The organism is Jeotgalicoccus saudimassiliensis, from assembly GCF_000756715.1.
Classification (GTDB): Bacteria; Bacillota; Bacilli; order Staphylococcales; family Salinicoccaceae; genus Jeotgalicoccus; species Jeotgalicoccus saudimassiliensis.
Map to the genome: position 1 here is coordinate 181,224 of NZ_CCSE01000001.1, position 19,141 is coordinate 200,364.

At 44.5% G+C, this 19,141-nt stretch carries 16 protein-coding genes; all 16 read left to right on the forward strand.

Going from position 1 to position 19,141, the window contains the following annotated elements; all coding sequences use genetic code 11:
• Positions 1 to 88 precede the first annotated feature (88 nt).
• The 16 genes from secA (at position 89) to trxB (ending at position 19,047) form a co-directional block, all read left to right on the forward strand.
• Positions 89 to 2,614, forward strand: a complete 2,526-nt coding sequence (gene secA / locus RZ44_RS00910; RefSeq protein WP_035807502.1) for a preprotein translocase subunit SecA — start codon at positions 89 to 91, stop codon at positions 2,612 to 2,614.
• A 15-nt stretch (positions 2,615 to 2,629) separates the two neighbouring features.
• Positions 2,630 to 3,731, forward strand: a protein-coding gene (prfB, locus tag RZ44_RS00915; RefSeq protein ID WP_197692999.1) for a peptide chain release factor 2 whose coding sequence is annotated in 2 segments (ribosomal slippage) — positions 2,630 to 2,692 and positions 2,694 to 3,731 — 1,101 coding nt in all. Because the reading frame shifts where the segments join, the coding sequence is not laid out codon by codon here.
• Positions 3,732 to 3,753: 22 nt separating this feature from the next.
• Entirely contained in the window at positions 3,754 to 4,092 is a 339-nt protein-coding gene (locus RZ44_RS00920; protein WP_035807503.1) for a c-type cytochrome, read from the forward strand.
• Between the two features lie 404 nt (positions 4,093 to 4,496).
• Positions 4,497 to 6,212 (forward strand): CHAP domain-containing protein, encoded by a 1,716-nt coding sequence (locus tag RZ44_RS11520; protein ID WP_052108707.1) that lies wholly within the window; start codon positions 4,497 to 4,499, stop codon positions 6,210 to 6,212.
• 215 nt (positions 6,213 to 6,427) lie between these two features.
• Positions 6,428 to 6,598: a hypothetical protein gene (locus RZ44_RS11275; RefSeq protein ID WP_171816102.1), complete on the forward strand. Its 171-nt coding sequence runs from the start codon at positions 6,428 to 6,430 to the stop codon at positions 6,596 to 6,598.
• Positions 6,599 to 6,707: 109 nt separating this feature from the next.
• On the forward strand, positions 6,708 to 7,295 hold the full coding sequence (locus RZ44_RS00930) for a TlpA disulfide reductase family protein (protein ID WP_035807505.1): 588 nt from the start codon (positions 6,708 to 6,710) through the stop codon (positions 7,293 to 7,295).
• The gene (locus RZ44_RS00935; RefSeq protein ID WP_035807506.1) at positions 7,296 to 7,931 is read left to right on the forward strand and encodes a YfbR-like 5'-deoxynucleotidase; all 636 of its coding nucleotides are present in this window, start codon (positions 7,296 to 7,298) and stop codon (positions 7,929 to 7,931) included.
• Between the two features lie 5 nt (positions 7,932 to 7,936).
• Complete coding sequence (locus tag RZ44_RS00940; protein WP_052108709.1) at positions 7,937 to 8,182, forward strand: DUF2198 family protein; 246 nt, start codon at positions 7,937 to 7,939, stop codon at positions 8,180 to 8,182.
• Between the two features lie 77 nt (positions 8,183 to 8,259).
• Positions 8,260 to 10,233, forward strand: a complete 1,974-nt coding sequence (gene uvrB / locus RZ44_RS00945; RefSeq protein WP_035807507.1) for an excinuclease ABC subunit UvrB — start codon at positions 8,260 to 8,262, stop codon at positions 10,231 to 10,233.
• Positions 10,234 to 10,238: 5 nt separating this feature from the next.
• A complete protein-coding gene (gene uvrA / locus RZ44_RS00950) occupies positions 10,239 to 13,067 on the forward strand; it encodes an excinuclease ABC subunit UvrA (protein ID WP_035807510.1) in 2,829 nt (942 codons plus the stop codon).
• Between the two features lie 12 nt (positions 13,068 to 13,079).
• On the forward strand, positions 13,080 to 14,234 hold the full coding sequence (locus RZ44_RS00955) for a DUF4097 family beta strand repeat-containing protein (protein ID WP_035807511.1): 1,155 nt from the start codon (positions 13,080 to 13,082) through the stop codon (positions 14,232 to 14,234).
• A 101-nt stretch (positions 14,235 to 14,335) separates the two neighbouring features.
• Positions 14,336 to 15,265 (forward strand): HPr(Ser) kinase/phosphatase, encoded by a 930-nt coding sequence (gene hprK / locus RZ44_RS00960; protein ID WP_035807512.1) that lies wholly within the window; start codon positions 14,336 to 14,338, stop codon positions 15,263 to 15,265.
• Positions 15,262 to 16,146: a prolipoprotein diacylglyceryl transferase gene (gene lgt, locus RZ44_RS00965; RefSeq protein WP_081962328.1), complete on the forward strand. Its 885-nt coding sequence runs from the start codon at positions 15,262 to 15,264 to the stop codon at positions 16,144 to 16,146. Before hprK ends, lgt begins: the two co-directional genes overlap by 4 nt.
• A gap of 1 nt (position 16,147) precedes the next feature.
• Positions 16,148 to 16,630 (forward strand): acyltransferase, encoded by a 483-nt coding sequence (locus RZ44_RS00970; RefSeq protein WP_035807514.1) that lies wholly within the window; start codon positions 16,148 to 16,150, stop codon positions 16,628 to 16,630.
• A complete protein-coding gene (locus tag RZ44_RS00975) occupies positions 16,630 to 18,051 on the forward strand; it encodes a tetratricopeptide repeat protein (RefSeq protein ID WP_035807516.1) in 1,422 nt (473 codons plus the stop codon). The genes RZ44_RS00970 and RZ44_RS00975 overlap by 1 nt, the downstream gene beginning before the upstream one ends.
• A 60-nt stretch (positions 18,052 to 18,111) precedes the next feature.
• On the forward strand, positions 18,112 to 19,047 hold the full coding sequence (gene trxB, locus RZ44_RS00980) for a thioredoxin-disulfide reductase (protein WP_035807518.1): 936 nt from the start codon (positions 18,112 to 18,114) through the stop codon (positions 19,045 to 19,047).
• Positions 19,048 to 19,141 lie beyond the last annotated feature (94 nt).

Consider the following 19,141-nt stretch of genomic DNA (forward strand, 5'->3'; position numbering starts at 1 on the left):
TAATGTTACATATTTTATTTTCCTATATAATGGTGGTAAAATGTAATGATGTATAAACAGGTAATTTTTCACGAGGGAGAGAAAATCCATGGGTGTTTTGGATAAATTGTTCGACGGCAACAAAAGAGAGTTAAAAACGTTGCGTAAACAGGCACAGAAAGTGCTTGAACTTGCACCGGAAATAGAAAAATTAAGCGATGATGATATTAAAAATAAAACTGCTGAGTTCCAGGAACAGTTAAAGACTGCTGAAGGAGACAGAAAGAAAGAAGAGAAGATGCTCGACGACATGCTGGCGGAAGCTTTTGCGATTGTCCGTGAAGCATCGAAACGTACGCTCGGCATGGAGCCGTTTGAAGTACAGATCATGGGCGGTATCGCATTGCATAAAGGCGACATCGCAGAGATGAAAACCGGGGAAGGTAAGACGCTCACTGCGACGATGCCGGTGTATTTGAATGCACTGACAGGCCGCGGCGTGCACGTTATTACAGTCAACGAGTATTTATCTGAAATTCAGATGGCTGAACTTGAAGTGCTTTACAACTTCCTCGGTCTGACTGTCGGTTTAAACCTGAATGCGAAAAACAGCACGGAGAAACGCGAAGCATTTGCGGCGGATATTACGTATACGACAAATAACGAACTTGGGTTTGATTATTTAAGAGACAACATGGTGACTTATAAACAGGACCGTGTACTCCGGGGCTTAAACTTTACTGTTATCGATGAGGTCGACTCGATTTTAATCGATGAGGCGCGTACACCGTTAATTATTTCAGGCAAGGCCAAAGAGCGCGAAACGTATTATGTGCAGGCGCATCAGTTCTCAAAAATGCTTAAAGAAGAAGAGGACTACACATACGACATTAAAACGCGTAACATCCAGCTGAATGAATCCGGCATGGAGAAAGCGGAAAAATGGTTTAAGATCGACAACCTGTATGACGTTCAGCACGTGAGCCTGCTGCACCATATAAACCAGGCGTTAAAAGCGAACTTCTCGATGGAGCGCGACGTGGATTACGTCGTTGAAGATGAAGGGATTTTGATCGTCGACCAGTTTACAGGACGTACGATGAAAGGCCGCAGATTCTCAGATGGACTGCACCAGGCAATCGAAGCAAAAGAAGGTGTGGACATTCAAAATGAATCGCGCACGATGGCATCGATTACGTTCCAGAACTTCTTCCGTCTGTTCCACAAACTGTCAGGTATGACGGGGACGGCGAAAACGGAAGAAGAAGAGTTTATGAATATATACAATATGCGTGTGACTCAGATTCCGACGAACAAACCGGTTCAGAGAATCGACAATACTGACAGAATTTACGCAGCGGAAGAAATTAAGCTGCGTGCAGTTGTTGAAGATGTTATAGAGCGTCACCGTGCGGGGCAGCCGATTTTAATCGGTACCGTTGCGGTTGAAACGAGTGAGCTGATTTCAAATCTGCTGCGAAAACACGGAATTCGCCATAATGTACTGAATGCAAAAAACCACGGACGTGAAGCGGAAATTATTAAAGAAGCCGGTAAAAAAGGCGCGGTTACGATTGCGACGAATATGGCCGGACGCGGTACGGACATTAAACTCGGCGAAGGTGTGAAAGAACTCGGAGGGCTTGCAGTCATCGGTACGGAGCGCCACGAATCGCGCCGTATTGACGACCAGCTCCGCGGACGTTCCGGACGTCAGGGTGACGTAGGGGAAAGTACTTTCTACCTGTCGCTTGAAGATGACTTAATGCGCCGTTTCGGTTCTGAAAGAATTCAGGCGATGATGGAACGCATGGGTATGAGCGAAGAAGAACTGACGAGCAAAATGATTTCACGCGGTGTGGAATCTTCGCAGAAACGCGTTGAAGGAAATAACTTTGATGCGCGTAAACGACTGCTTGAATACGACGAAGTACTTCGTAAACAGCGTGAGATTATATACGGTGAACGAGATGAAATTATCGATCACGACGATGTGTCGGAACTGTTAAACGACATGATTGAACGCTCGGTGCAGCGTACGGTTGAGTTTTACGATTTAGATAATGAAGAAGATATCGATTACGAACAGTATGTAAAAACTCTGACTGATATGTATCTCTCTGAAGATGACATCAGTATTGATGATATCCGCGGCCGCGGTCCGGAAGAAATCTATACGGTTGTCATGGATAAAATTAAAGCGCATCTCGCTGAAAAAGAAGAGACGCTCGGTACTGAGAAAATGCGTTTATTCGAACGTATGATGATGCTCCGCACGATGGACCAGAAGTGGGTTGAACATATCGACAGCATGGACCAGCTGAGAACGGGAATCCATCTCCGTTCATACGGTCAGATTAACCCGCTCCGCGAATACCAGAATGAAGGTATTCAAATGTTTGAAAACATGCTTGTAAGTATTGAAGACGACACTTCGAAATTCGTACTGAAAACGACAGTGCGCACGGATGAGGAAATGAAACGTGAACAGGTCGTCGACAAGAAACAGATGCAGACCGGCGACGGCAAACCGAAAGCGAAAAAGCAGCCGGTAAAACGCCAGGTTAAAGTCGGCAGAAACGATCCGTGTCCTTGCGGCTCGGGAAAAAAATATAAAAACTGTCACGGACAATAAGTTAGGGGAAATTATATGGAATTAAGCGAAGTAAAAAACTTTTTACAGCACGGCAGAGATAAAATAAATGACTTCAGGGGGTCTCTTTGACTTAGAAGAAAAAGAGACTCAAATACAGGAAAATGAAGAGCTTATGCTCGATCCGGATTTTTGGAATGACAGCGACAAAGCAGGGGAGGTTATTGCTTCAAATAACCATCTGAAGAAAATTGTCGACGGATTCAACTCGCTGAAAAGTTCACTGGATGATATTGAAACATCGCACGAACTGCTGCGTGAAGAATACGATGAGGAACTGGCCGAACTGTTGGTAGAATCCGTTAAAGAAACGTCGGAAGCAATAGAAGAGTATGAACTGAACCTGCTGCTGAGCGGTGAACACGATTCTCTCGATGCGATTTTAGAGCTGCATTCCGGTGCCGGCGGTACAGAATCACAGGACTGGGCGGAAATGCTGCTGCGTATGTATCAGCGTTACAGCGAGTCGGAAGGCTTTAAAGTGGAAACGCTGGATTACCAGGGCGGAGACGAAGCGGGCGTAAAGAGCGTGTCTATATCGATTAAAGGACCGAACGCCTACGGCCTGTTAAAAGCTGAAAAAGGTGTGCACAGACTGGTGAGAATATCACCGTTTGATTCATCCGGGCGCCGTCATACGTCATTCGCATCATGTGAAGTGACGCCGCAGTTTAAAAATACGGATATTGAAATTGAAATCAATACCGATGAAATTAAAATCGATACGTACCGTTCGAGCGGTGCCGGCGGACAGCACGTCAACACGACTGATTCAGCTGTACGTATTACGCACCTTCCGACCGGCGTAGTCGTAACATGTCAGAATGAACGTTCACAGATTAAAAACCGCGAACAGGCAATGCAGATGCTGAAAGCAAAACTTTATCAGCGTAAACTGGAAGAGCAGCGAGCGGAAATTGATGATATTAAAGGTGAACAGAAAGAAATAGGCTGGGGAAGCCAGATCAGAAGTTATGTCTTCCACCCGTACTCAATGGTTAAAGACCATAGAACAAATCACGAAACAGGTAACACTGATAAAGTCATGGATGGGGATTTATCGCCGTTTATTCATGCGTATCTGCGCTGGAGTATGTAATATATATGGAGGTCTGTATTTAATGAAAAAAATGCTGCTGACTGCAGGCTTTAGTATGGTACTTTTACTCGGGGCATGCGGCGGAAATGAAGAAAACTCGGAAGAAGCCCGCGTTCCGGGTGCCGGACAGGCATCGGCGGAAGACGGTGAAGCAGTATACCGTGCATCGTCGTGTTTCAGCTGTCACGGGGCTGACCTCGAAGGTGCCTCGGGACCGAATCTGCAGGAAGTCGGTTCGAGGCTGGATAGAGAGCAGATCCGTACGATTATTGTTGACGGAACAAATGTTATGCCAGGCGGTATGGTAGAAGATCCAAAAGACCTGGATGCACTGGTTGAATGGCTGTCGGAACAAAAATAATTCAATAGATTTTAAAAGACACGGACATCTGAAAAATGTCCGTGTCTTTTTGCATGTTCAAAAACAAGAATGTGAAATAATTACTTATATATCAAATTAAATGTGAATCAATATTTTTGTAAAGTTATATGAGTAAATAAAGTTACTAGTGATGATATCAGTCTTTGACCTAATAATGATGTTGTTTAAATATATAAATTGTAAAGAAACACCTCCAACATTTCCGTTAAATATCTTTTATATTACAAGTATATTACAATGCGCCTTTTCAATTTTCATTATGCTATAGTTTATATCGTGTCTTAATAGATATATTCGAATGAAAAACATCAGACAAAAACATACTTAAAGATTAAAAACATATAACTTTAAAACAAATTATTTGGCAGGAGGAAATTCACTATATGAAAAAGACAGTAGTTTCAGTAGCAACTTTAACAGCAATTACAGGTGTAGCGGCGACAACAGTTTCAGCAGATGAGTACACAATATCAAGTGGAGACACTTTATGGGGAATAGCTAACGAAGTCGGCACAACAGTTGCAGATCTGAAAGCTGATAACAAACTTTCAAGTGACGTTATTTTCCCTGGGGATGTTCTTACAGTTAAAGCTGAGGCAGCTGAAGAAGCACCTGCTCCTGCAAATAATGAATCTACATATACAGTTAAGCCGGGAGATACGCTTTGGGCAATCGGAGCGGAACTTTCAATGGATTACAATGAAATCATGAAGTTAAACAACCTGTCATCTGATCTTATCTTCGTTGGTCAGGAACTTTCAATTGATGGAACAGCTACGGCTGCACCAGCTGTTGAAGAAGTACCTGCAGTAGCAGAAGTACAGGCAGTTGAGCCAGCTGCAGAGGCTGTTGAAGAAGAACCAGCAGTAGCAGAAGTACAGGAAGTTGAACCAGCTGTGGAGGTTGTTGAAGAAGAACCAGCAGTAGCAGAAGTACAGGAAGTTGAACCAGCAGTAGCAGAAGTACAGGAAGTTGAACCAGCTGTAGAGGTTGTTGAAGAAGAACCAGCAGTAGCAGAAGTACAGGAAGTTGAACCGGCTGCAGAGGTTGTTGAAGAAGAACCAGCTGAACCGACAGCAGAAGAAATTGCAGCAGCAGAACAAGCTGAAGCAGATAGAATTGCAGCTGAGGAAGCAGCAGCAGAACAAGCTGAAGCAGACAGAATTGCAGCTGAGGAAGCAGCAGCGGCAGAACAAGCTGAAGCAGACAGAATCGCAGCTGAGGAAGCAGCAGCGGCAGAACAAGCTGAAGCAGACAGAATTGCAGCTGAGGAAGCAGCAGCAGAACAAGCTGAGGAAGACAGAATCGCGGCTGAAGAAGCGGCAGCAGAACAAGCTGAAGCAGACAGAATCGCAGCTGAAGAAGCGGCAGCAGAACAAGCTGAGGAAGACAGAATCGCGGCTGAAGAAGCGGCAGCAGAACAAGCTGAAGCAGACAGAATCGCAGCTGAAGAAGCGGCAGCTCAAAAGGCAGCTGAAGAAGCGGCAGCTCAAAAGGCAGCTGAAGAAGCGGCAGCTCAAAAGGCAGCTGAAGAAGCGGCAGCTCAAAAGGCAGCTGAAGAAGCGGCAGCTCAAAAGGCAGCTGAAGAAGCAGCAGCTGAAGAAGCAGCAGCAGAACAAGCTGAAGCAGACAGAATCGCAGCTGAAGAAGCTGAAGCAGCTGCGGCTGAAAGAGCAGCAGAACAGGCTGCAGCCGAAGAGGCTGAAGAAGCAGAGCAGCCTGCAGCAGCAACTCCGGTATCAAGTGTTTCAAACGGTAAGAACTGGTACTCATGGGGAACTTGTGCATGGTACGTGTTTGAAAAACGTTCAGCAATGGGCATGAGCGTAGGAAATAACTGGGGAGATGCTAAGAGCTGGGCTTCAAATGCACAGTCGGCGGGTTACTCAGTAAACAACACACCTTCAGTAGGTGCGGTAATGCAGGCTCCTGCATACACAAACGGAGCTTACGGCCAGGGGCACGTTGCAATCGTTGAACGTGTTAACGGCGACGGATCAATCTTAGTATCAGAAATGCAGTTCGGCGGCGGATTAGGCGAAAAGAACACTAGAACAATCAGTGCTTCTCAAGTTTCAAGCCACAACTTCATTCACTAATATACATTAATAGAATCGGCGGGAATCAGGTCTATGTTATATAGATTTGTTTCCCGCTTTTTTATATTTTTGAATATATTACTGTGATTAGGTTATTGTGTATTATATAGAAGGAAAAAAACTCAACGTATAAATAAGTACACTGTCCGACAAAATGATTTATCGGACAGTGTGGCTATCTTAATTTTTATCAAAATTAAAAAGGAGGGGCATTATTGAATATTATTTCGCAGGATCACAATACGGCTGTTGCACTGACTTCTTTAATTATTCTCGGTTTTCTCAATCTGATTACATTTAAAAAGTTTAAAAAACTGGATGATAAAGTCACTGCAATGCACGAACAGTGGAAGAAGGACAGAGAGAGTGAGAATCATAAAATTTAACGATTATCCTGTATTTTTCTCTTCACATTTTCTTAACCTTCCGGAACGGTACATTCTCAGTACTGTATGTTAAAATGATTAAAATGATATTAGAGGGAAAGTGGATTGGATGACAGGTAAAAAGCTTATTATAGCGGTTGTTTTTATCGCCTTCTTCCTGCTCATCGGTATCAGTATCGGTGCGGTCATAAACATGTCGGACGATCAGATGAGAGAGCGGAGTCTTAAGACGCTGCAGGATTCCGAAGGGCGGGATAATCATCATGCTGTCGGCCTGAACTTATTGAATACAGGAAATAAAGCAGTGATTAACAGCGATGAACCGCTCGAAGAGATTATTAAAAATAACGAAGTAACTGTCGTTAACTTCTTCGCGTCCTGGTGTGAACCCTGTAAACGGGAAACACCGGAGTTGAATGAGTACGCAATGGAAACTGCGGAGAGTGATATTCAGGTCGTCGGTATAAATATCGATGACAGTGTAAAAAACCGCGATGCATTTCTGGATACTTACGACGTACAGTACCCGGTATTCGAACTGACTGATGAAGCCGGCATGACCGACGAGTTTAAAATCAGCTTAATGCCGACGACATTTTTCGTTGATTCAAATGGTGAAGTGGTACGTGCTTATATTGGGGAAATCGGACCGGAATTGATTACGAATTACATTAACTATGTAAAGGAGCGTCAATAAATGGGAGTACATCAGTATTTTAAAAGTTTAAATGATCTGGAGAAACTTGTCAGATGTCCGGGCAAGTTTAAATATCAGGAGCACAACGTCGCCGCACATTCATTTAAAGTGACGAAGATCGCGCAGTACCTCGGTACTGTTGAAGAGCATCACGGCAATGAAATTAACTGGCGTTCTTTATATGAGAAAGCATTAAACCACGACTATCCTGAAATTTTTACAGGTGACATTAAAACGCCGGTTAAATATGCTTCGCTTGAACTGAACACGCTGTTTATGGAAGTGGAAGAGACGATGACGACGAAGTTTATCGAAACTGAATTTCCACCGGAGTACCAGCAGATTTACAAAGACCGTCTGAAAGAGGGCAAAGACAGCACACTTGAAGGTCAGATTCTTTCAGTGGCAGATAAAATCGACCTGCTGTATGAATCGTTCGGTGAAATACAAAAGCGCAACCCCGAACCTCTGTTTTTTGAAATATACGAAGAATCGCTCGCAACGATTAAGCGATTTGACCACATGGTCTCCGTTCAGGATTTTCTTGGGAACATATTAACCGAGATGCTGTCGGAACGCTTTATTCCGAAAGATGAACTGTTTGAAATAACAAACTCAATTCTGAACCGGGAGTAGCCGTCATGGATTTATACTGGTACATGATGGCTATGGTCGTACCTGCAGCGACCGTCGTAGTATTTGCACGGCTTACGCACAATAAATACGTTGCAGTGATGCTTACGTTTATATTATTCGGAGCATCGATATACAGAGGATTTTACCCGAGTGAATGGGTAATATACATAGACTCGGCATCAATTTTTGCCGGTTATATAATAGTAGAAATTTTTGACCTGGACAATTTTAATAATGAAGATGAAGAGTAGAAATGACCGAACAAATGTTTGTTATTTCTGCTCTTTATTTGTTAAAATAGTATAGATTAATAAGTGGAGGCGAAACAATGGCAGATTTTGAGTTAGTATCCAAATTTGAGCCGGCTGGTGACCAGCCTCAAGCAATTGAAGAGTTAGTGGAACAGATTAATTCCGGGCAGCGCCACCAGACACTCCTTGGTGCAACAGGTACCGGTAAAACATATACGATGAGCCAGGTCATACAGAGAGTCGGTAAACCGACGCTGATTATTGCCCATAACAAGACACTCGCAGGACAGCTGTACAGTGAATTTAAAGAATTTTTTCCGAATAACAGGGTGGAATATTTCGTCAGCTACTACGACTATTTCCAGCCGGAAGCATACGTGCCGAGTACCGACACGTTTATCGAAAAAGATGCTTCTATTAACGACGAAATCGATAAACTGCGCCACTCCGCAACGAGCTCGCTGTTCGAAGGCGATGACGTTATCGTTATTGCATCGGTCAGCTGTATATACGGTCTCGGTAATCCGGATGAATACCGGGATCTCGTTGTCAGCATACGGACAGGCATGGAACTCGACCGCAACCAGTTTTTAAGGAAGCTTGTAGATATTCAATACTCACGCAACGACATCGATTTTAAGCGCGGGACGTTCAGAGTGCGCGGGGATATCGTTGAAGTGTTCCCGGCATCACGTGACGAGCAGTGTATCCGCGTTGAATTTTTCGGCGATGAAATCGATCGTATCCGTGAAATCGATTATTTAACAGGTGAAGTGTATGCTGAACGTGAGCACTTTGCTATTTTCCCGGCATCCCACTTCGTTACGCGTGAAGAGAAGATGAAAGTGGCCATTGAACGCATTGAAAAAGAGCTGGAGGAACAGCTGAAGAAATTCCGTGCAGAAGACAAACTGCTCGAAGCACAGCGTCTGGAACAGCGCACGAATTACGATCTTGAAATGATGCGTGAAATGGGCTTTTGTTCAGGAATCGAAAACTATTCGGTACATCTGACGCTCCGTGACCTCGGTTCAACGCCGTACACGCTCATCGATTATTTTAAGGATTTTCTTATTATGATCGATGAATCGCATGTTACAGTTCCGCAAATCAGGGGAATGTATAACGGAGACAAGGCGCGTAAACAGGTGCTCGTCGATCACGGTTTCAGGCTGCCGAGTGCACTGGATAACAGACCGCTTATGTTTTCGGAGTTCGAGGAAAAAGCAGAACAGCTGCTTTACGTTTCAGCAACTCCCGGACCGTATGAAATTGAACATACAGACAAGATGGTCGAACAGATTATCCGTCCGACAGGACTGCTGGATCCGACGATTGATGTCAGACCGTCGGAACATCAGATCGATGATTTAATGGAGGAAATTCAGGACAGAATCGACAAAAACGAACGTGTACTGATTACGACGCTGACGAAGAAAATGTCGGAAGACTTAACGACGTACTTAAAAGAAGCCGGCATAAAAGTGCAGTACCTGCATTCGGAAATTAAAACGCTCGAACGTATTGAAATACTGCGCGAACTCCGCATCGGTACATACGATGTACTCGTCGGTATTAACCTGCTTCGTGAAGGGCTGGATATTCCGGAAGTATCACTCGTGACGATACTCGATGCAGATAAGGAAGGCTTCCTCCGTTCGGACCGTGCATTGATTCAGACAATCGGCCGTGCGGCGAGAAACAGTAACGGACACGTTATTATGTACGCTGATAAAATTACCGATTCGATGCGTTATGCACTCGATGAGACGGCAAGACGCCGTGAAACGCAAATTGCATTTAATGAAAAACACAATATTACACCGACGACAATCAATAAGGAAATACGCGATGTCATCAGTGCACATATAGAAATTAAAGAAGACGACAAAGGCAGGAAGAAGTCGGCAACGAAGAAGCTGACGAAGTCAGAACGCGAAAAACTGCTTGAAAAACTTGAGCAGGAAATGAAAGAAGCTGCGAGAGAACTCGATTTCGAAACAGCTTCCGAGTTAAGAGATGCAATATTTGAGATTCAGGCAGAAGGGTGAGTTACATGAAGAATCCATTCATCAGTATCAGAGGTGCGAGAGAAAACAATTTAAAAGGTGTCGATCTCGACATCCCGAGAGATCAGCTTGTCGTAATGACAGGCTTATCCGGCTCGGGTAAATCGTCGCTTGCTTTCGACACAATTTATGCCGAAGGCCAGCGCCGTTACGTTGAATCACTCAGTTCGTATGCCCGTCAGTTTTTAGGACAGATGTCAAAACCGGATGTGGATACGATTGAAGGACTGTCGCCGGCAATTTCCATCGATCAGAAAACGACGAGCAACAACCCGCGTTCAACAGTATCGACAATAACGGAAATATACGATTACCTGCGCCTGTTATATGCACGTGCAGGCACGCCGTACTGTCCGATTCACGACATTGAGATTTCATCCCAGACAGTTGAAGAGATGACAGATATTATTATGCAGCTGCCTGAACGTACCCGTATTCAGGTATTTGCACCGCTTGTCCGCGGTAAAAAAGGGCAGCACAAAAAACTGATTACCGATCTAAGTAAAGAGGGTTACGCACGTGTCGTTGTCGACGGTGAAATGTTCGACATCGAAGAAGTGCCGGAGCTCGGCAAAAATAAAAAACACGATATCGATGTCGTTATCGACAGACTTGCAGTACGTGAAGGTATCGAGTCACGCCTTGCGGATTCACTGCAGGTGGCGCTCGAGAAAACAGAAGGCAATGTGACGATTAACGTAATCGACGGCGAAGACCTGCATTTTTCGGAAAACTTTTCATGTCCGGAGTGCGGATTCACAATTTCCGAACTGGAACCGCGCCTGTTTTCATTTAATGCACCGTACGGTGCCTGTATTGAATGCGATGGACTCGGGATGAAAATGTCAGTCGATAAAGTCCTCGTCGTACCGGATCAGAATCTGTCGCTTGAAGAAGGTGCAATCGTTACGTGGCAGCCGATCAGTTCGACGTATTACACACAGCTTCTTACTCAGGCGGCGGACCATTACGGTATTGATATGAACGTACCGTTTAAAAATTTAAGCAAAAAAGAACAGGATATTATACTAAAAGGCGGCAGCGATGAAATAACTTTCAGGTTTGCCCAGGATAACGGTGTCGTCCGCGAACGTAAAATGGCCTTTGAAGGTGTATTTAACAATATCGAAAGACGCTACAACGAAAGTCCCTCTGAATATACGAGAAATGTCATGGCACAGTACATGCGGGAGAGCGAGTGCAACCGCTGTGACGGTTACCGTTTAAATGAAGAAGCCCTCGCGGTAAAAATTAACGGTACCCATATCGGCCAGGTTGTGGAACGTTCCGTCAGAGACGGCATCGACTTCTTCGACCACATCTCTTTATCGGCACAAAATGAAGAAATTGCCGCACCGATTCTCAAGGAAATCGACAGCAGACTGTCGTTTCTCCGCAACGTCGGGCTCGACTATTTAACGCTGAACCGTAAGAGCGGAACGTTATCCGGCGGTGAAGCACAGCGTATCCGTCTCGCTACACAGATCGGTTCACGTTTAAGCGGTGTACTTTATATTCTCGATGAACCGTCAATCGGACTTCATCAGCGCGATAACGAGCGGTTAATCAATACGCTGAAAGATATGAGAGAACTCGGCAATACGCTTATCGTCGTTGAGCACGATGAGGATACGATGCTTGCGAGTGACTATCTGATCGATATCGGTCCGGGTGCCGGCGAACACGGCGGGAAAGTAGTATCCTCCGGCACACCGGCAGAAGTTATGGCGGATGAAAATTCATTAACCGGGCAGTATTTAAGCGGCAAACGTGAAATTGCACTGCCGGAAAACTACCGCAAACCGGATAAGAAAAAAGTATTTAAAATTAAAGGTGCACGTGAAAACAACCTTAAAAATATCGATGTGAATATTCCGCTTGGCGTACTTAATCTCGTTACCGGCGTGTCAGGTTCCGGCAAGAGTACGCTGATCAATGAAATTTTATATAAGAGTCTGCACACACAGCTGTATAAAACAAAAGAAGTGCCAGGTGAGCACGACACAGTGGAAGGCATTGAGTATATCGATAAAATCATCGACATTGATCAGTCACCGATCGGCCGTACGCCGCGCAGTAACCCGGCGACTTATACGGGGGTATTCGACGATATCCGCGATGTATTTGCACAGACTAACGAAGCGAAAGTCCGCGGCTATCAGAAGGGACGTTTCAGTTTCAACGTTAAAGGCGGACGCTGTGAAGCATGCCGCGGTGACGGTATACTCCGTATAGAAATGCACTTCCTGCCGGATGTTTTCGTACCGTGCGAAGTGTGCCACGGCAAACGCTATAACAGAGAAACACTGGAAGTGAAATATAAAGACAAAAGTATAGCAGATGTGTTAAAAATGACAGTAGAAGAAGCATATTATTTCTTTGAAAATCTGCCTAAAATTAAACGTAAGATTAAAACACTTGTCGATGTCGGACTCGGCTATGTGCGTCTCGGTCAGCCTGCAACGACATTGTCGGGCGGTGAGGCGCAGCGCGTGAAGCTCGCTAGCGAACTTCACAAACGTTCAAACGGCAAGACGCTTTATATTCTCGACGAACCGACAACCGGACTTCATTCTGAAGATATTAAAAACTTAATCGGCGTTATTCAGCGTCTTGTAGACCAGGGCGACACTATCGTTATTATCGAACACAACCTGGATGTCATTAAAGTCGCGGACCATATTATTGACCTTGGCCCGGAAGGTGGGGAAGGTGGCGGAAACATCGTCGTCAGTGGTACAGTAGAAGATGTAATTGCGAACGAAAACAGCCACACGGGACAGCATCTTAAGAAGTGGTTAAACAGAAACCATTAGGAGGTAATATCAGTGGACAGTAAAGAACGCATATTAAAAATGCTTGAGGAAGGCAAAATCACTTCCGAAGAAGCAATCGAACTGATGTCGGCAATGAACGGGAAATCAGACCAGGGAAAGCATGAGCAAAAGAGCAGTGCAGAACGTGAACCTTCAGGCGGTACGGACTCGGGCAGCGGATTGTTTGGCGACTACGTCGGACAATTTGTCGATGAGTTCAACAAGTACGTTAACAAAGATAAAGTAAACGATGCGTATACGAACGTTAAAGGGAAGTTTTCAACCGGCCGTCAGACTAAACAGATGTTTGACGGACTGGAGAAAGCATTTGACTCAGTCGGCTCATCTTTCGACTCAGTTTTTTCGCAGGGTCCGAAAAACCGTTTAATCGAAACAGTTGACCAGCCGTTCAACAGCATTTCAGTCGATATAGCAAACGGCAACGTTGAACTGAAACCGGCTGAACGCGGCGATGTCGTTAAATTTGAAGTGACGCCGTTTTACCGTAAACTGGATACGAAGAAAAATTACTTCCAGGACATCATCTGCGATGTTAAAAACGACGAACTTGTCATTGTATCGGATGTTAAATCCGCACGTGTCAACGTCGTCATCGAAGTGACGGCAGAAACACTGAGACGCATTATTTTATCGACGTCAAACGGCAATGTTAAAATTTCTGATAAAGCATTTACCGATCTGACGGTTGATCTGTTAAACGGCGATATTGAACTGGATCATCTCGATGCCAAAAATGCATTTGTCCGTACTTCACGCGGCAGCATTAAAGTGACGGAAGGACAATACAAAGGTATTGAGATTGTCTCAATGCTCGGTACGATTATGACGGATAATCTCGATGCGAAAACGATTGATATTTCGTCAAACGGTTCGGTAAATATTGCACTGAAAAAAGAAACTGAAGAAGCGACAATTAATTCGAACATGGGCAGCATCAACATCAGCGTGCCGAACGGCAGAGAGCTGGAAGGCCGTCTGTCCACAGTGCTCGGACAGATTAATTATCCGCCTGAACTCGATGCACGCTACATGAAACAGCAGGACATCGGATTTAAAGAACTGATGCTCGTCAACAACACTGACGAACCCGGAATGTTTTTAGAAGTCGGTACTAAAGTGGGAAGTGTGACACTGCACCGCAGTTAAAAATTATTAATAAGTTTGGGCTGGCGATTGCCAGCCCATTTTTTGCTATAATATAACTAAACAGTAAACTTACTCGTTGAAGAACGGACGGAGGTGCAGCGATGTTATTGGTAAAAGACTTAGTCGAGGAGTTCGACTTAAAGATATGGGGCGGGAATGCAGGCCTCGAGAATGAAATTCCGAGCTTTGACCTCTCCAGGCCGGGACTTGAAATAGCAGGGTATTTCTCCCACTATTCATCCGACCGGGTGCAGGTGCTCGGTATGAAGGAAATCTCATTTTTTGAGCGCGTGCTGTCGGATCAGGACCGCGAAGATCGTGCGAAGCGGCTGTGCAGAAAAGAAACACCGTGTATTATCGTCACGAGAAGCCAGCAGCCGCCTCTTGAATTAATTGAGGCGTGCAACGAAACGAATACGGTACTTCTTATTACGGAAGATAATACGACGAACTTTACGAGCCGTATTACGACCTACCTTGAAAAGGAACTGGCTCCGGAAACGAACATGCACGGTGTGCTTGTCGATGTATACGGTATCGGTGTGATGATAACGGGTGAAAGCGGCATCGGTAAAAGTGAAACCGCGCTTGAACTCGTTAAAAACGGACACCGTCTTGTAGCGGATGATAACGTTGAAATTAAAGAGGTCAATAAGAATGTGCTGATGGGTTCTGCGCCCGAACTGATTCAGCACCTGCTTGAAATACGGGGCCTCGGCATTATTAACGTTATGACGCTGTTTGGTGCAGGATGTATTCTGACGGAAAAACGTATTATGCTGAACGTTCACCTTGAAAACTGGACGGACAATAATACATACGACCGTCTCGGACTCGAAGATAAAAAGATTAAAATACTGAACTCGGAAGTGACGAAAAAAGTCATTCCGATACGTCCGGGGCGCAGTCTCGCCGGTATTATCGAAGTCGCTGCGATGAACCACCGTCTCAATCAGATGGGGCACAATGCGGCACACGAATTTAACGACCGTCTGAACGAAAAGATTAAAAACAACGGAGGCAGCCAATGATAATTTTAAACACCATTGATCCGGTTGCAGTATCGCTCGGCCCGCTGTCCATTCACTGGTACGGCATTATTATTTTAAGCGGTATGATACTCGGGTATTTTATAGCCAACAGGGAAACGGTAAAAAAAGGACTGCCTGATGATTTATTTATGGATCTGATGATGTACATCATTATTTTCTCGCTGATCGGTGCACGTCTGTATTATGTTTTCTTTAATCTGGATTATTATTTCTTTAACCCGCTCGACATTATTAAAGTGTGGGAGGGCGGTATGGCCATTCACGGCGGACTGATCGGCGGATTCCTTGCAGGTCTGATTTATACGAAAACGAAAGGCTACAGCTTTTTCCAGGTGGCAGATATTGCAGCGCCGAGTATTCTGCTCGGCCAGGCAATCGGGCGCTGGGGCAACTTTATTAACCAGGAAGCCCACGGCGGACCGGTAGCGAGAGAATTCCTTGAAAACTTAATGCTGCCGGAATTCATTATTAACCATATGAATATCGACGGCACTTATTATCATCCGACATTTTTATACGAGTCGGTCTGGAGTATCATCGGAGTGGTTATATTATTATTAATCCGTCCGAAATTACCGCTTGGCCACACAGTGCTCGTTTATTTGATATACTATTCAGTCGGCAGGTTCTTTATCGAAGGTATGCGTACTGACAGTTTAATGATCGGTGAGCTGTTAAGAACAGCACAGGTTATTTCAGTTATTACGATTGTCGGCGCACTCGCGTTAATGATTTACCGCGGGATGAAATACGAACTGCCGAAATACGGTGAAGTATACGGCAACTATGCAGCAAAAGATGAACCGAAACATTTCAATAAATCATCAGTAGTCAATAAGAAGAAAAAAAGGAAGAAGTAGCATGAGGAAATTAACCCGGCATTCGGGCTTTAAAATTAATCCGCTGTGGCATCTTTACCGCACTGTTTCACTCGTTAAAGTGGCTAAAAACTTTATCGTAATCGAAGCGGGGCGTTTTATGCCATCGACTAAAATGAAACATAAATGGTACGCCCGCGGACTCGGAATGAATCTTGGTCCACACGTGTCATTTGCCTACAAGGCGATGCCCGATTTAATGTTTCCGGAATTAATTACTATCGGTGAAAACACGATTATCGGCTATAATGCGACGATACTGACACATGAGTATTTAACAGATGAATACAGAATCGGCAAAGTTGAAATCGGCGATAATACGATGATCGGTGCCAATGCAACAATTCTGCCGGGTGTGACGATCGGCAGCAGCGTCAAAGTCGGCGCCGGTACAGTCGTGTCAAAAGACATTCCCGATAACGCACTCGTCTACGGCAATCCGATGATAATAAGGGAGAGAGCATAATGAATAACAGAAAAGTAATCTCTCTCGATCAAAACGGAGAGCATTACTACAGGCAGGGTATTAAAAAACGGCAGCAGAATTTAAAAAAGGAAGCACTCGCGCTTTTGAAAAAAGCATACGATAAAAACCCGGGAAACATGGATTATCTGTCGGAGTATGTTTACGTTATGGCAGAGAACGGATTCGGTAACGAGGCGGAACATTTAATTATAGAAACTTTCGTTAAGGACAACTACGACCCGGAATATTTTTATATACTGAGCCAGATTAATATTATAAAACACGATGCGAATAAAGCATTTTTATACGGTGTTCAATATTCGAACTACGATCCTGAATCGAATTATGATGACACGCTTGAAGAAATGTTCGATGTTGAAATCGAAGATGAGAATGAACTTGAAAAAGAGGCAGAGCGTTTTATCGGCCAGCAGATTTTCCAGCATTTATTTATGAATGCGAAAGTGTCTGAAGCGCTGGAGTATCTGGACTCGCTCCCGATGAACATTCAGGAGGAGCCCGAATTCAGAAACTTAAAAGCGATGGCCTACCTGTTTTTAAATAAGTTCGAAGATGCACAGGTGCTGCTTGAACAGCTGCTGGAAGATGACCAGACGGACATGCATGCATTGAGCCACATGACGTTGCTGCATTATCATACAGAACAGTTTGATAAGTACGAGGCGTATTTAAAGAAACTGGAAGTGGTGGAACCGCTTGACGATGATGCCAGGTTTAAAGTGGGTCTCGTACTGAACTTTCTGCAGAAATACGAGCATTCATACAAACTGCTGTTTCCGCTCTACAAAAAACAGAAAATCGTTAACTTCCAGCTGCTCCATGCACTCAGTTTTTCGAGCTATCACCTCGGAAAGCATGAAGAATCGAAAATTTACTGGACGCGTATGCAGAACTTCCATCCGGTCGATGAGAAATTCAGTCCGTGGAAAAAAGATGAAGCGGCGGCGGAAATACTCAAGCTGGAAAGCATGTATCTGCACGATGAAGACCAGCACAAACGTCTGCTGGCATTGTATTTAATCAGTAAGATCGAGCCGCGTGAAGCAATTATCGGTTTATCGATATGGGATCATATTGAAACACTTGATGATTACGAAAAGCTTTACGTAACGTTTTTATTCCAGGGCTTAAAGCTCGTTCGTCTCGGACGGATGCATATCGGCCTCGAATTGTTATATGAACAGTCCTTCAGAGATGAGGAAACGCTGCTGATGTGGATTAACGTGTTTCACGATCTGTACGAAAAACATAAAGAGTTTGAAGATGTGGAAAGCCATACGGCAGCAGCATTGTACCTGTATCCCAGCGGCCGCAGGCTGACGAAAAAAGGTCTCGCGGAACTGTTTAATACGACGGTGTACAGACTGAATAAAGCAATCGACAGAATAAAGCAGATTTAATGATTTACAGTCGGAAAGTCTATATAATTATATGTAGCAATTTTTAAAAGGAGAACGATTATGGAAGAGAAAACGATATATGACGTTGTAATAATCGGTGCAGGACCTGCCGGCATGACGGCCGCAGTTTATGCATCGCGTGCAGAACTGAAAACTGTAATGCTCGAACGTGGTGTGCCGGGCGGACAGATGGCCAACACTGAAGAAGTTGAAAACTTCCCGGGCTTCAGCATGATCACGGGACCGGAACTGTCTTCTAAAATGTTTGAACACTCGCAGAAATTCGGTGCAGAGTATAAATATGGAGATATTAAGAGTGTTGAACTCGACGGTGACATCAAAATACTGAAAACGTCATCTGAAGATATTTATACGAAGAGCGTTATCGTCGCAACAGGCGCAGAATACAAAACAATCGGTGTGCCGGGTGAAGACCTGCTTCGCGGACGTGGAGTAAGTTACTGTGCTGTATGTGACGGTGCATTCTTTAAAGAACGAGAACTTGTCGTTATCGGCGGGGGAGACTCGGCGGTTGAGGAAGGTGTATTCCTGACTAAATACGCGAGCAAAGTGACGATTGTTCACCGCCGCGATGAGCTCCGTGCTCAGAAAATTTTACAGGACCGTGCCTTTAAAAACGATAAAATTGAGTTTATCTGGGATACTGAACTGCAGTCAATCAACGGTGAAAGCCGCGTTGAATCAGTGACGCTGAAAAACAAAAACACTGGTGAAACATACGACTTTAATGCAGACGGCGTATTCATCTATATCGGTATGCTGCCGCTGACGGCACCGTTCCAGGAACTGGGTATTTTAAATGAGGACGGCTATATCGTAACGAACGAAGAAATGGAAACTGAAATCCCGGGGATTTTTGCCGCAGGGGATGTCAGAGAAAAATCACTGCGTCAGATTGTTACTGCAACAGGAGACGGCAGTCTTGCAGCGCAGAATGCGCAGCACTATTTGGAACAGCTTGAAGACAACGAATAATTAATCGAATGAAATCCCCCGAAAGGGGGTTTTTTCGTAACGTTATCCGTTATAATATAGTTGATGGTAATTTTAGAAAATAAGTAAATTTGAG

Coding starts and splice junctions, on each gene's coding strand:
- secA (WP_035807502.1), top strand. CDS start 89: ATGGGTGTTTTGGATAAATTGTTCGACGGCAACAAAAGAGAGTTAAAA.
- trxB (WP_035807518.1), top strand. CDS start 18,112: ATGGAAGAGAAAACGATATATGACGTTGTAATAATCGGTGCAGGACCT.
- lgt (WP_081962328.1), top strand. CDS start 15,262: ATGATAATTTTAAACACCATTGATCCGGTTGCAGTATCGCTCGGCCCG.
- hprK (WP_035807512.1), top strand. CDS start 14,336: ATGTTATTGGTAAAAGACTTAGTCGAGGAGTTCGACTTAAAGATATGG.
- uvrB (WP_035807507.1), top strand. CDS start 8,260: ATGGCAGATTTTGAGTTAGTATCCAAATTTGAGCCGGCTGGTGACCAG.
- RZ44_RS00940 (WP_052108709.1), top strand. CDS start 7,937: ATGGATTTATACTGGTACATGATGGCTATGGTCGTACCTGCAGCGACC.
- RZ44_RS00970 (WP_035807514.1), top strand. CDS start 16,148: ATGAGGAAATTAACCCGGCATTCGGGCTTTAAAATTAATCCGCTGTGG.
- uvrA (WP_035807510.1), top strand. CDS start 10,239: ATGAAGAATCCATTCATCAGTATCAGAGGTGCGAGAGAAAACAATTTA.
- RZ44_RS00975 (WP_035807516.1), top strand. CDS start 16,630: ATGAATAACAGAAAAGTAATCTCTCTCGATCAAAACGGAGAGCATTAC.
- RZ44_RS00935 (WP_035807506.1), top strand. CDS start 7,296: ATGGGAGTACATCAGTATTTTAAAAGTTTAAATGATCTGGAGAAACTT.
- RZ44_RS00920 (WP_035807503.1), top strand. CDS start 3,754: ATGAAAAAAATGCTGCTGACTGCAGGCTTTAGTATGGTACTTTTACTC.
- RZ44_RS11520 (WP_052108707.1), top strand. CDS start 4,497: ATGAAAAAGACAGTAGTTTCAGTAGCAACTTTAACAGCAATTACAGGT.
- RZ44_RS00930 (WP_035807505.1), top strand. CDS start 6,708: ATGACAGGTAAAAAGCTTATTATAGCGGTTGTTTTTATCGCCTTCTTC.